Consider the following 13,294-nt stretch of genomic DNA (forward strand, 5'->3'; position numbering starts at 1 on the left):
AAATATATAATTGAATCTTAAATATACCAAATACTTATAATAGTAATATATTCTACATATTTACATTATTACTTTAATATAATATTTTTACTCGTTAAAAAACTATATTTACAAACTTAATCTTTCGTAATATATAACGTTTCCATTCATGTTTATCTCATGTCTGAAGAAGAAAGGGTTCGAGCACTCTCGTAGGACCCTGTAACGACGCATTCTGCACTTTCGTCCCACAATGAGGTGGGAGGTTGCAAGTCCGAAATGCGCTTTAATTGCTGGAGAGACAGTTAATGTCCATCGTGACGACTGAAAAAACAGCCCTGATTGAACGCCTGGGCATCCCCGCCCCTCTTCTATGGGCCTTTATCGGCCTCCTTTTATTCATGATCGGTGATGGTGTCGAAGCTGGTTATCTCGACACCTATATGCTTCATAATGGTCACTCACAAAATTTTGTGAACCAGCTTTTCACCTTTTATGGCGTAACCGTCATGATCTCGGCCTGGTTTTCCGGCCCTTTATCGGATCTCTGGGGTCCTAAGAAGGTCATGTGGATGGGTCTCATTTTATGGACCCTGATTGAAAGCTGCTTTCTGATCTTTGGCCTTGGTCCCAATAATGGACCACTCATCATGTTATTTTATACACTCAGAGGCTTTGCTTACCCCCTCTTCGCCTATGGATTTCTCGTCTGGATTGCAGCGGCAACACCGCCGCGTTTGCTAGGCTCGGCTGCTGGCTGGTTCTGGTTTTCATTTTCTGCAGGATTACCTACATTAGGCTCACAATTTGCCCGTTATGCCATACCGGAAATTGGTGAATTAAATACGTTCTGGTCTTCTCTCGGGTTAGTTCTTCTCGGAGGATTGATTGCCCTTCTTTTCACTAACGAACCTACAGGAAAAAAACGCCTGCTTCCCGCACATATCCCTACAAGACAAATATTTTTCGGCTCCCTCTCTATCATGTGGCGTGAGCCTAAAACATTGATTGCAGGCATTGTCAGAACAATTGACACCTCGTCTGAATATGCCTTTCTGGCAATTATGCCTGCATTTTTTGTCGATCATCTGGGTTTTTCCCTGGGCGACTGGCTTAACCTGCTTTCAATCATTTTTTTAAGCAATATTATTTTTAATCTGGTTTCGGGAATGGTTGCCCACCGCTTTGGCTATCGTCATATAGTCGCCATATTCGGAGGGATTGGTGGCTTTATTACAATTCCACTCTTCTATTACGTGCCATTATGGTTCCCTGGGAATTTCTGGGCCGCAGCCGGCGTTGGCGTTCTCTATGGTGCGTCAATAGCAGCTTTTGTCCCACTTTCAGGATTAATGCCACAAATCTGTCCTAAAGAAAAAGCGGCAGCGCTCTCAGTGCTAGGACTTGGGGCTGGAGCTTCCACATGGTTTGGGCCAGCAATTGTTACAGCCTGTAGTGCTCTGTTTGGCTCTAGCCTAACTTATGTAATCTGGGCCTTTGCCATCCTCTATCTGATCTCTGCCGGTTTAACGATGATGCTGACCATTTCACCAGAAGCACGGCATATCATGCAGACAGCCCATAACAACAAGAGAAGAGCAGCTCAGCAAACAGCCTGACAGAAACTCATTTTTACAGAACAAAAAGCCACGTTTATAATATGACGTGGCTTTTCAAGACTGCATTCATCGTCAATTTACAGACGATCCAGCTTCAATACAGCTTTGGCAATCGAATCAGTCGTAGCGAGCGTTGTAATTGTCCCTGTCCTTAAAGCTGCTAGGATGGAAACAAGCTTGGAACTTTCACTCGCAATGGCAGCAACATTGGGAATGCGACGCAGATCTTCCAAAGAAAGACCAATAACACGCCCCTGAGTCGGCACGTTAGCAGGTTTACCTTCCAGTGTAATAAAATCATAGCCCATCATGTCGCCGACAGTTCCAGCCAACTTTGATTCTGCTATTTCCTGCGGTGTAAACCACCCCATCCTTACCATGTTGCTATCTTCATTAACATCACCAATCCCGATCAGGGCAATATCAGCACGCCGCGCACGGTGAAGTGTGCTCTGCACAGCATCATTTTCCATCAGAGCACGACGCAACTCGGCATCCGCGACCAGGGCCGGAGCATATAAAGTCTCACTCACACCACCAAAACGTGCAGCCAATTTTCGGCAAATATGATCTGAACTAATGGAATCTCCTGCTCGCGGAGAGCCTCCAATTGCTGATACAAATGTAATAGAGCGCCCCCCACAGCCTACGCCAATCTGTTCAGCAATGGCGGCAATGTTACGCCCCATTCCAACGGCAACCACCATATTATCACGTAAAATACTTCCCAGATAATCCGCCATCAAAGCAGCAACCCCCAGACGTTGCGCCTCTGGTTGGCGTTGTTCAACGGCTGTCAAAAGTCGAGAAAGACCAAAGCGCTTCTGAAATTCCTGCTCAAGCTCCTGCGCTGATTCAGGGCGTGTCAGAACACGTATCTCGACAATCCCTTCTTCTCGGGCACGTTTCAGTAACTTACTAATGGATGGGCGAGATAGGGCAAAGCGTTTGGACAATTCCTCCTGCGTCACCTGCTCCAGATAATAAAGAGCAGCAAGCTCGGTCAATTGATCTGGCTGAAGGTCAATCCGGTTACGCCGCTTATCGCCCCCTATTGCCTTTTCATCATCATCAGGAGAGGAAAAAAAAGACTGTGTTCCTTCTGAAACCACCCCTCTTACTCACGCGCCAATTTTTCATAATATTGGATGCGCTCAACTTTCTGAGTGGAATTTCCACCACTAAATTCTGAAGAAAGATAAGCTTTCACAATAAATTTAGCGAGTTCTGGACCGATCACGCGCGCACCAAGTGTGATGATCTGGGCATTATTGCTCTTCATGGCACGCTCTGCTGAAAATGTGTCATGCGTCTGGGCCGCCCTGATTCCAAGAACCTTGTTTGCGCTAATCGCCATGCCAATCCCCGTGCCGCAAAGCAGAATACCACGCTCATGCTTGCCATCCATGATCGCTCTGGCAACAGACACAGCAATATCAGGATATAAAACAGGCTCATTATCATGTGTGCCATAATCGGTTACTTCATGACCGGCTGCCTCAACCTCCTTTTTTATAATCTCCTTTAAACCGGTAGCAGCTTCATCACATCCAATGGCTATTCTCATTTTTCAACCCTTTTACGTTAGAACCCTCACAAGAGTACCTCGTTAAACGTCTGATAACTTAGTCACCAGACTCCCTCTTTGTTACTTTGATCTCTATCTTGAACAAAAGCAAACTATTTGGAACATTAAGAAATAATAGAAATGATAAGATAGTAATCATTTTTTTATAAATCACGCTTTAGTGAAGTGAAGATTGCCAATTTCTATGCTTAAAATTCCAAAGAAGATTTTTTTCTTTGAAAAGTTGTTAACTCATAATGCCAAAATTTCCGAAGGGATTCTGCCCCATCGTGACTGATTCAGAATGCAAGCGGACAAACGGTAATCGATAAAAATAAAAAGGGTTCATGATATGACGGATGATAAAAAACGCTCCATTCACAAACTGGATCGCATTTATAATAATCCCGATTACATCGTCGAAGATGGAGTACGCGGCTACCTGCTTGCCCACCCGAATATTCTTGCTCCAACAGATAATCCACGCGTTATCAAACGCAAGGAAGGAAGCGTTGTAAGAAAAGTAGGTGTCATTACCGGAGGCGGGTCAGGTCATGAACCGGCCTTCTTGGGCTATGTCGGCTCCGGGATGCTTGATTCAGTCGCTATTGGTGAAATTTTCTCCTCCCCTACAGCTGCAAGCTTCCTGGATGCCATGCGTGCGGCAGATATGGGGGCCGGCGTTGCCTGCCTCTTTGGTAATTATGCCGGAGACATCATGAATGTACGTCTGGCTGTCAGTGACGCTGAGAAGGAAGGGATCACAGTTGGGACAGTCGTTGCCAATGATGATGTTGCCTCTGCCCCGAAAGAGGATGCAGCCCGCAGGAGAGGCGTAGCAGGCGAAATCCTTATGTGGAAAGCCGGTGGCGCACGCGCCGAAGAAGGCGGCTCGCTTGAAGAAGTACTCGCAGCCGCCCAGAAAGCGATAGATAATACGCGCTCTATTGGTGTAGGACTTTCTCCTTGTACGATTGTCGCTAATGGTCATGCCAATTTCACCATTGAGCCAGGGACAATGGAAGTCGGGATCGGCCATCATGGAGAGCCAGGGGTAGAAGTCCGCCCTCTGGAAAGCTCACGTAACATTGCCATAATGATGGCTGATTACGTTCTCAAGGATCTTCCTTTCCAACAGGGTGATAACGTCGCAATCCTGCTCTCGGGACTTGGTGCGACACCAGTTATTGAGCTTTACGTCCTTTTTGCCGATCTTTCGGATATCTTCGCTGAAAAAGGAATCACGATCCAGCACAGCTTTGTCGGTAACTATTTCACCTCACTGGAAATGAAAGGAGCGACACTGACTGTTATGCGGCTGGATGAAGAACTTGACCGTCTGATGTCCCACCCTACCCATACAGTCGGATTGACCCGTGTTGGCTCTTTCTATCCGAACTCCCATAAAACAGCCCCCGCCATTGCCAAGGTCCTGCATTCAGGCAAGACCGATAAAAAATTTGTCACTTCTTACAGGGCAAGCAGTGGGATTCCCTTAAAAAACACTACAACTATAGTTCCAGCCCTGGTCGCAACCATTATTGAAGCCCGTGACTGGCTCAGTGAAATTGACGGGAAAATCGGCGATGGTGACCATGGGATCAATATGGCCAAAGGCTTTGAACGGTGTGGAGAAGCTTTAGGCAAAAATCCACCCCCTTTAAAGGAAGCCCTTGAAGTTCTTTCAGACTCTCTTCTTGCCGGTATCGGTGGGTCTATGGGGCCACTTTATGGCCGGTTCTTCTCTGGAATGGCAGATGCACTGGCGGGAAATGACTATATTGACGCCAAATTATTTGGCCTCATGATGGATGGTGCTGAGGCAGGAATACGTTCACTAGGCAATGCTGATGTTGGCGATAAAACCCTTATGGACACACTGGTTCCGTCTGTCAGAGCGGCTCACGCTACTGAAAAAGACGGGCTAAAAGCAAGTCTGGCAGCCGTTATAGAGGCCGCTGAAAAAGGGCGTGATTCCACCATTGATCTTGTTGCCCGTATCGGGCGCGCCAGCCGCCTGGGAGAGCGCTCAAGAGGCGTCATGGATGCAGGGGCAACATCCTGTTGTCTTATCCTTCAAACAATGGCCCGTAAATTAATGACCCTGGAACAATGAACCATATAATGCATTAACTGGATTCCCCAGATATCTGGCAAGGCCTGGAGGGGAAACCCGCAAATTGGGTGATATTATGACCGAAACAGCCCGCTTTAACCCGTCTCAACCAGAGGCAATAATTCCTTCTTCAGAAGTAACTCATGGCGCCTGGGAACGCTTCCTTACAAAAATAGGAATTCCGCCGGCATTGTTCTGGGGATTTGTCGGTCTTTTGATCTTCATGTCAGGTGACGGTGCAGAGAGTGGCTATCTGGCTTCCTATCTCGTTACTCACGGACAGGCAGAACATAATGTCGCCCTTCTTTTTACAGTTTACGGTATAAGCGCTGCCATCTCATCATGGTTGTCAGGCGCTTTATCTGATGTATGGGGGCCACGCCGTGTCATGACAGTGGGTCTCATGATCTGGGTTATCCTACAGGTTTGCTTTCTAGGAATGGCTATTCCCTCTCATTCCCTCCTGTTAATGACATTATTTTACGGCATAAGAGGATTTGGTTACCCGCTTTTTGCCTTTGGCTTTCTTGTATGGGTTGTGACCACTGTCACACCTACAAAGCTTGGTTCCGCTGTTGGATGGTTCTGGTTCTGCTTTGCTACGGGCCTGCCAACACTAGGTGCCGTTTTCGCACGCTATATGATCCCCTGGATCGGCTCAGTTTACACATTATGGGCGGCCCTGGGTCTTGTAATTGCCGGAGGCACTCTGGCACTTTGCGGCATTAAGGATAAACATGGTTCTGTCAATAATCCTGGAAGTGATAAAGACATTTTCAAAACGCTGTTTTCATCACTTTCCATCGCATGGAAACGCCCCAAAGTGGGGATCGGCAGCATTGTAAGGGCAATTGATACATCGGCTGAATTCGGATTTCTCGTTTGCTTACCTATCTATTTTACACGCGATCTTCACTTCACATTAAATCAATGGCTTTTGATCTTGCAGGCGCTCGCTTTATCAAATGTGATCTGGAATCTTCTTTTCGGAATCCTCAGTGATAAATTAAGCTGGCGTGGCACAGTCATGATTTGCGGTGGTTTTGGATCTACCATCACAACATTACTCCTTTACTGGACCCCTACTTATTTTGGTCCTGACCATATTGTACCAACTCTGATCGTCGGAGCACTTTACGGAATGACACTTGCAGCTTATGCTCCCCTTTCAGCCTTGATGCCATATCTGGCACCGGAAGATAAACCCGCTGCAATGTCGCTTTTAAACCTGGGCGCTGGTGCAAGTGTATGGATTGGCCCAGCTATTGTTTATCTTGTTCAACCTTTCTTCGGGGTTCTGGGCGTTATAATAACGTTTGCCATCATTTATTTTATCAGTGGCATTCTAACTTATTTCCTTACTCTTGATCCAGACGTGCAAGCAGAGATCGACCAATTAAAAAAGGAAAAAAAATCAGCTCTTTCCTCACCCGAAAAGATTGATGAACAACCAATCGTCTAACTTTTATAATTATAAGGATTTTGAAAATGACACCTTTTTCCACTCTTATGTCTCTTAAAGGCCGTACAGCTCTCGTAACAGGTGGCGCTTCTGGAATTGGTTTTGCAATCGCCCAAAGACTGGCAGAACAGGGAGCTCGTCTTTGTCTGGTTGATCTCAGCTCCTCTGTTTCAGAAGCTGCGGGGAAATTAGGTCCTGATCATATAGGGATTCAGGCAGATGTGACCGATGAAGAGGCCGTAAAACGTTCCTGTAGTGAAGCACTGAAAGCTTTTGGAAAAATTGATATTCTTGTTAATAATGCCGGGATCGCCCTCATAGCTCCCGCTGGGGACTTAACAACCAAAGCATGGGATACAACACTTTCCATCAATCTGCGCGCGCCCTTCCTCTTTGCGCGTGAGCTTGGTCCTCATATGTGCAGGAATGGCTATGGACGTATCATTAACATGGCATCACAAGCGGCGCTTGTCGCACTGGATGGTCACATTGCCTATACAGCCAGTAAGGCCGGCATCCTTGGCATGACAAAAGTCCTTGCTTATGAATGGGGACCTCTTGGCGTGACAACCAATGCCATTTCCCCAACTGTAGTAGAAACAGAACTTGGCAAAAAAGTCTGGGCTGGACCAGTTGGAGATGCGTTCAGAGCCCAGGTTCCGACCGGCCGCTTTGCTCAGCCTGACGAAATCGCCTGTGCCGCGACATATCTGGCGAGTGACGCAGCAGCGATGGTTAACGGTGAAAACTTTGTTGTCGATGGTGGCTATACAATCCGCTAATAGCTTGAACAAACTCCAGAAAGCCACCTCCTCCTTTTAAAAGAGAAGGTGGCTGACGGACATAAGCTCTCTTTTCTTATTGCCAGAAAGACTAGTAAAAATTTTGACTAAAAACACGTAAATATTAAGTGATTAAAGTCAGTAATTTAACTATTAAAGTTTGTTATTTATTCATAGAAAACAAATTGTTAATTCATCCTTCTACTCACAAACCATTTCTTAAACATATTCACATTAATCATAATATCCTGTCGTATAACTCATGAAAGCGTATTTCTATCACGCCTCATAATCACCAGACTGACGATCGTTAAACCAGAGATCATTATCAAAGCGATCAGACCTTCAATCCATGTAGAAGGTTCAAAAGGAATGGCCAGGAACAGCCCTCCCATAATCAACACTGATAATGCTGCCAGAAAAGTAATATATGGCCGGGAGTTCTGTTTGCGCACACGCAAACATGAAAGAGACGCCATAAAATAGCAGAATAAAATCAAATTTCCTGAAGCCCCCAATAAAATACTATAACCTTTTGAAGGTGACCATGATGCTAACAGAACAATGATCACCTCAAGAACTGTCGTGAATATGACAGCAATCAGTGGGACACCATTGGAGGTTTTACGACCTAGCTGAGGAGGCGCACATCCTAATTCAGAAAGCTCACGCGCTATACGGGAAACCAGATAATTCGCAGAATTCAAACAGGACATGACGGCCAATAAGGTCATAATGACCACAATTTTTTCTGCAAAAGGTATGTTAAGAAAATGCATCGCAAGCAGAAAAGGCGAATGACCCGGTACAATATCCGTCCAGGGGCGTATGAGCAGAATGACAAATACCGATCCCAGGTAAAAAAATAATACAAAAAACGGCAGACGCGTCACAGCTCTCCTGATATTCTTCTGTGGATCATAACTTTCAGCTGAAGCGACAAAAGCAATTTCACATCCTGTAAAAGTCTGCATGATCATGGGAATCACACCCAAAGCTGCCCAGGCCCCTAAAGGAAGCAGACCTCCATGCCCTGTCAGATTATGATAGGCCTGTTCAAATGCACCTGGCGTAAAACATAACCACAAAATTCCAACGCCAATAAATAGTGATAACGTCAAAAGCTTCAGAAATGAAAGAAGTGATTCACTTTTCCCATATATATGGACAGGCAGTGCATTTAAAAGAAGTGCCATGATAATCAGGATTGCAGAGCCTAATAAAGGCGGCAAACTAAAGAGGTCATTTAAGATCATTCCACCAGCAACAGCTTGGGCCCCGCCTGTCACAACCCAAAGTTGAATGTAACACCAACCTGTTATGAAACCGCTCCGACGCCCCATTGCCCTTGTTATATCAGCAATAAAAGATCCCCTGGCATCATATTGGCTGCTTAATTCTCCTAGAACCATCATAACAAACCAGACAAGAAGGCCAGCTGCCATATAGGAAAATAATACAGCTGGCCCCGCTGCTGAGATTGTTGCCGACGTACCGACAAATAATCCAGCACCAATAATACCACCAACCGAAATCATAGAGACATGCCAGTTGGCTAATCTATTTTTCCTATAGGTATTCGTGACGCAATTTTGTTCTATTTCACATTCTTTGGTAGGTATCGTCACAAGGATATGCTTTCTAATGGACCAAGAGATTTATCCCCCATAATCGTGCCACGATTCATAATACGACGATGAGGGTGAGAATTATCTACAGCATAATGCTGTGTAATGCGATGATCCCAAAAAGCAAGATCTCCTTCTTCCAAACGCAACGGCAAAATCCTTTTGCTGGCAGGCATTATGTTCTGGGCACACATAAACACTACCTGAGCGACAGCTTTAACGCTTCCTTTGTGTCTATTGATAAAGGATGGCTTATATCCATTCCATAAATCACAGCTCCAATATGGGAGGGAAAGCTTTTCCACCTTCCAGCTCTGTATATCATAGCGATATGATCTCAAATCACTATGATAATATGTTGTCTCTTCTCTAGTAGAAAGAAACACGGATAATCCCTATAGAAAGCGCCAAAAACACTCCGGCGTTAACCGTAACACCAAGGAGCAAAGTCAATATTTAACCATATATAATAGCTGTTTTTATTATAACTATATAAATTAGTTAAATATATCTCTAACCTTTATCGCAAAAAAACAAGAAAGGAGAGATTATGGTTGAGCTGATGCTTCAAAATCCTGCAAAGCAGCCTGATTTGTACGTTCAAACTGCAAAGGAGAGACCGTGATATAATTTTGTGCAATATTATATGTCTCAGAGGCTCTGTCCTGATCTGCATGAAACTTGTTTTCTGAATGCAATAGCCGAACCCAGTAATAATCCTGATTTCGGGGATCTGTTTCAGCCTGCACCGCCGCTCCGTTCAAAACCCCCTTTCCCTGGGTTGTCCATTTTATTCCTTGCACAGAATCAGGAGCACAATCCGGGAAATTGACATTAAAGCAGACATGATGCGACGTTTTATGAGCCATTATTTTTCTGATAACAGATTCTGCATAATATTCTGACACATCCCAGGAAATTGATGCAAAGTCTGAAAATGACTGACTCAGGGCAATGGAGGGTATATCAAGCAACATTCCCGTCATAGCCCCTCCTACCGTACCAGAAAACAGGGTCTCTACACCAAGATTTGCCCCGGAATTAATTCCAGATAAAATAATATCCGGTTTATAGCCACTCATGAAATGCTTTACCCCCATAACAACGCAATCAGCAGGCGTCCCCGTCACTGCGTATTCAAACAGGGATTTTTGCCTGGCTCTCAGTGGGTTATGCAAACTGATACTATGGGACACACCACTCTGGTCATTAGCCGGTGCTACCACCCAGACTTCCCGTGCAAGAGAACGTGCAACCTTTTTAAGAACCTCGATACCAGGAGCCCCATAACCATCATCATTTGTAATCAGGACACGATCGAATAGGTATTCTGATTTTGTCATGGCGGGACTCCCTTCTTTACAAGACTTGACTCTTATAGCCTCTTTTTATTCATTCTCAAAAAGATTGAAAAACCTCATGAAAAGCATTCTGCCTTTACCCATTCAGGACAAGAAGAACCCGCCATGAACTGACGGACCATTTTGGGCATTATGTTCGTATATATCTCCCTGTAATCACGTATAACTCACAGAATTTAAAGGATTTTATCGTGATTTTTCAAAATTCATAAAGATTTTTATACCAGAACGCATATTTTTTAATTTTTGCCCTTGTCAGACCGCTCAAGCTTATATAAACAGTGCCTCACCAGATGGCGAGGGCGCATAGCTCAGCGGTAGAGCACTACCTTGACATGGTAGGGGTCACAGGTTCAATCCCTGTTGCGCCCACCATCTGGATTTCCAGAAAATGGCTGTATCTTGCGCTTTAGAGCGGGATTATTGTCAACTTCTTTCATCTCCCTTGCTCCAGACTACCAATTAATGTTCCGTCAGGGTTCAACCATGCGGGATGATCACTTGTAACGACATTATCATTAGGGTTTTGCTGGTTGGGAGTAAAGCCCTGGTCTTTGCCGATGTCGCTGTTGCCGTTTTGATCGGGAGGCGTGCCGCTGACGATGTTGTCGCCTTTTTGTGATGTCTGGATTGGCGTGCTGACGATGTTGTGGTCAGGGTTTTGTTCCTGTATGGGGGTGCTGACGACGTTATCTTCTTTTTTCGGTGGAACAGCCATCATTTGCGTGCTGTTTGCTTCATTTTCTTCTATCAGGTGATAGACTTCCACAGCACCACCCAAGATGACGGCGCCAGCTATCACTGCTATATCTGCTGGCGCTAATTCCGATCCCGCAATACCAGCTACAGCTCCACTTTCAGCCGCTGCTGCAAGAATTCTTCCTGCATTAGACAGGGCTTTGCCTGTCGCTCCACTGCCGTTCCAGTTATATTGTTCCAGCGTCGAGCCAATCTGCATTCCGTTGGCAGCGCCAACGCTGCCCCCTAGCGTTTTCTGCTGCTACAATAGCGTAATAAAAATCACTCTTTATCTAACGCATAATATCTTAAGGATATTCAGAAATATCCTTGTCTTCAAATAATGGAAAATCCTTATCTATATTTTGAAATATATAATATATACTTCTTTCCTCATTATTGTATTTTTTAGAGTCAATAGGAACTTCTATTGATGAATCTTCAAAAAATACTAAAAAATCATATGGAACCTCATCGGATAATATTTTGTTAGCGTTTATTACAAAAACAAAAATCTTTTTAGGCGGCATCCAGTCTAAATCTCGTATACATTCATATAATGAATCAGTACCTCCATTGTAATAATACGGAAATTGCAACACAGCAGAAACTTCATCTGAGAAACATTCCCATGTTCTCATTTTTTCTCCTCTGCATACCAAAAATATTGCATCATTGTATTCCGTATTAAACCTCCGACAAAAACCAGAAATTTCTGCACTTGTTTTATGTGTTTTAAGCAATTTTTGATATTCCTGCATTATTTTCTCACCCTTGGAATATGGTTACGCATTTTATTAAAGGTGTGATAATGATCGTTCGTATAATATGCTGAACCATCACTACCCGTTATAATACGTTCGCTGTTTCTATTAATTCCAGAACTCTTAGATGGAACAGGATCTACATCCCATTCCTGATAAGTAATCGGATTACCATCAACGTCATGTGTCGGAAGTTTTTGTGCCCCAGGTAACGGATCATTTCTATACCTTCCACCCCCCTTATAACCATTCATAGGGCTACCTTTATTCTCTGCCTGTTGTAACACATCTTCAGCCTTCTGGGGTATATCTACCGTATTTTGTGACGCATCCGTCGGGGCTTGGGGGTTATTCCCTGAAGATGTTGTTTCAATGGTTGTTCCATTTTCTTCAACAGTATTTTCAATTGTGTGAAGAAGCTGCTCTCCTTTCTCTCCAATTTTATCTTCCGTTTTATATACAAGATCATTAACAATCTCGACCGCCTCATCAAGATCAAGCTTCTCGCTATATTTGATCGCTGTCTTGTTTTTCGAGGCCTGCGCTGCTGCCTGGATCGCCTTGATCGCTCCTTTAACCAGTTTCTCGGCAAGGTCATCTCCTCCTCCGTTATACTGGTTAATCGCTGATGAAATGGCCGCCCCATTCATCGCTCCTGAGCCGCCTCCAACTGCCGCTCCGGCCGCCGCCCCAGCTCCCGCTGATACTATATCCAGACCTATATTCGTTATAGCTATTGCGCTATTCTTATCATCCTCCCCGGCTATCGCCACAGCACCTTCAGCTATGTAATGCCCAAGACCAGATGTCGCTATATTACCCGCAATCGTGCTGGCTACCGCTGCTCCAACATTCCCGCCCAGCTTCAAGAGTTTCAGTCAGTAAACACCACTAATAGATACATCTAACTAATTATATCTTTATTTTAAGGAATCATTTTCCTTTAAGAGAAAAACTCCTAAGAAAAATCCATACACAAATAGGCATTAAAACAAATGAATAAAACCAGAAAAATATATTTATATTAAATAACCATTTACCTGAAATGAAATTTATCCCGTAAAATTTATCTAGAGAAACATCAACAAACATAATAGAAAATGGAAATAATAACATAAAACCATAATAACTTACAAAATATTTTACGAAAAAAACAAAAATACTTAATAAGCATACATAAAAATCAATAAGAAAATATGATATAAGCAACTTTTTACTAAAATTGTAATTATTTTTTTTTATTAAAAAAAATAAAAAAATGGAAAATAGAAATAGAAA

12 protein-coding genes and 1 tRNA gene are annotated in these 13,294 nt (G+C 44.0%); 5 read left to right on the forward strand and 8 right to left on the reverse strand.

Annotation, left to right across the window (positions count from 1 at the left end; genetic code table 11):
- Positions 1–287 precede the first annotated feature (287 nt).
- Entirely contained in the window at positions 288–1,598 is a 1,311-nt protein-coding gene (locus AC3B6P_RS07325) for an MFS transporter (RefSeq protein WP_489805438.1), read from the forward strand.
- Between the two features lie 77 nt (positions 1,599–1,675).
- Here AC3B6P_RS07325 and AC3B6P_RS07330 read toward each other — a convergent pair whose 3' ends face one another.
- Entirely contained in the window at positions 1,676–2,710 is a 1,035-nt protein-coding gene (locus tag AC3B6P_RS07330; RefSeq protein WP_489805439.1) for a sugar-binding transcriptional regulator, read from the reverse strand.
- 5 nt (positions 2,711–2,715) lie between these two features.
- A complete protein-coding gene (rpiB, locus tag AC3B6P_RS07335) occupies positions 2,716–3,165 on the reverse strand; it encodes a ribose 5-phosphate isomerase B (protein ID WP_489805440.1) in 450 nt (149 codons plus the stop codon).
- Between the two features lie 352 nt (positions 3,166–3,517).
- On the opposite strand from rpiB, the gene dhaL reads away from it, so the two are divergent.
- The 3 genes from dhaL to AC3B6P_RS07350 all read left to right on the forward strand — a co-directional run bounded on the left by dhaL (position 3,518) and on the right by AC3B6P_RS07350 (position 7,525).
- The gene (dhaL, locus tag AC3B6P_RS07340; RefSeq protein WP_489805441.1) at positions 3,518–5,281 is read left to right on the forward strand and encodes a dihydroxyacetone kinase subunit DhaL; all 1,764 of its coding nucleotides are present in this window, start codon (positions 3,518–3,520) and stop codon (positions 5,279–5,281) included.
- Between the two features lie 76 nt (positions 5,282–5,357).
- Complete coding sequence (locus tag AC3B6P_RS07345; protein ID WP_489805442.1) at positions 5,358–6,743, forward strand: MFS transporter; 1,386 nt, start codon at positions 5,358–5,360, stop codon at positions 6,741–6,743.
- A gap of 26 nt (positions 6,744–6,769) precedes the next feature.
- Entirely contained in the window at positions 6,770–7,525 is a 756-nt protein-coding gene (locus AC3B6P_RS07350) for a GolD/DthD family dehydrogenase (RefSeq protein ID WP_489805443.1), read from the forward strand.
- Between the two features lie 260 nt (positions 7,526–7,785).
- Here AC3B6P_RS07350 and AC3B6P_RS07355 read toward each other — a convergent pair whose 3' ends face one another.
- From AC3B6P_RS07355 to surE, 3 genes are all read right to left on the reverse strand, one after another.
- Positions 7,786–9,153, reverse strand: a complete 1,368-nt coding sequence (locus AC3B6P_RS07355) for an amino acid permease (RefSeq protein ID WP_489805444.1) — start codon at positions 9,151–9,153, stop codon at positions 7,786–7,788.
- Positions 9,150–9,539 carry a hypothetical protein gene (locus tag AC3B6P_RS07360; protein WP_489805445.1) on the reverse strand — a complete coding sequence of 130 codons (390 nt, stop codon included), beginning with the start codon at positions 9,537–9,539 and terminating at the stop codon, positions 9,150–9,152. Before AC3B6P_RS07360 ends, AC3B6P_RS07355 begins: the two co-directional genes overlap by 4 nt.
- Before the next feature lie 162 nt (positions 9,540–9,701).
- Positions 9,702–10,496, reverse strand: coding sequence for a 5'/3'-nucleotidase SurE (surE, locus tag AC3B6P_RS07365; RefSeq protein WP_489805446.1), 795 nt, complete (start codon positions 10,494–10,496; stop codon positions 9,702–9,704).
- A gap of 318 nt (positions 10,497–10,814) precedes the next feature.
- Here surE and AC3B6P_RS07370 point away from each other — a divergent pair.
- A tRNA-Val gene (locus AC3B6P_RS07370) sits at positions 10,815–10,889 on the forward strand.
- Positions 10,890–10,950: 61 nt separating this feature from the next.
- On the opposite strand, the gene AC3B6P_RS07375 is transcribed toward AC3B6P_RS07370, so the two are convergent.
- The 3 genes from AC3B6P_RS07375 to AC3B6P_RS07385 form a co-directional block, all read right to left on the reverse strand.
- Positions 10,951–11,472 carry a hypothetical protein gene (locus AC3B6P_RS07375; protein ID WP_489805447.1) on the reverse strand — a complete coding sequence of 174 codons (522 nt, stop codon included), beginning with the start codon at positions 11,470–11,472 and terminating at the stop codon, positions 10,951–10,953.
- 88 nt (positions 11,473–11,560) lie between these two features.
- Positions 11,561–12,013 carry a barstar family protein gene (locus AC3B6P_RS07380; protein ID WP_489805448.1) on the reverse strand — a complete coding sequence of 151 codons (453 nt, stop codon included), beginning with the start codon at positions 12,011–12,013 and terminating at the stop codon, positions 11,561–11,563.
- Positions 12,013–12,885 (reverse strand): ribonuclease domain-containing protein, encoded by an 873-nt coding sequence (locus tag AC3B6P_RS07385; protein ID WP_489805449.1) that lies wholly within the window; start codon positions 12,883–12,885, stop codon positions 12,013–12,015. The genes AC3B6P_RS07380 and AC3B6P_RS07385 overlap by 1 nt, the downstream gene beginning before the upstream one ends.
- Positions 12,886–13,294: the final 409 nt, after the last annotated feature.

It is taken from the genome of Aristophania sp. ESL1142 (genome assembly GCF_058107345.1).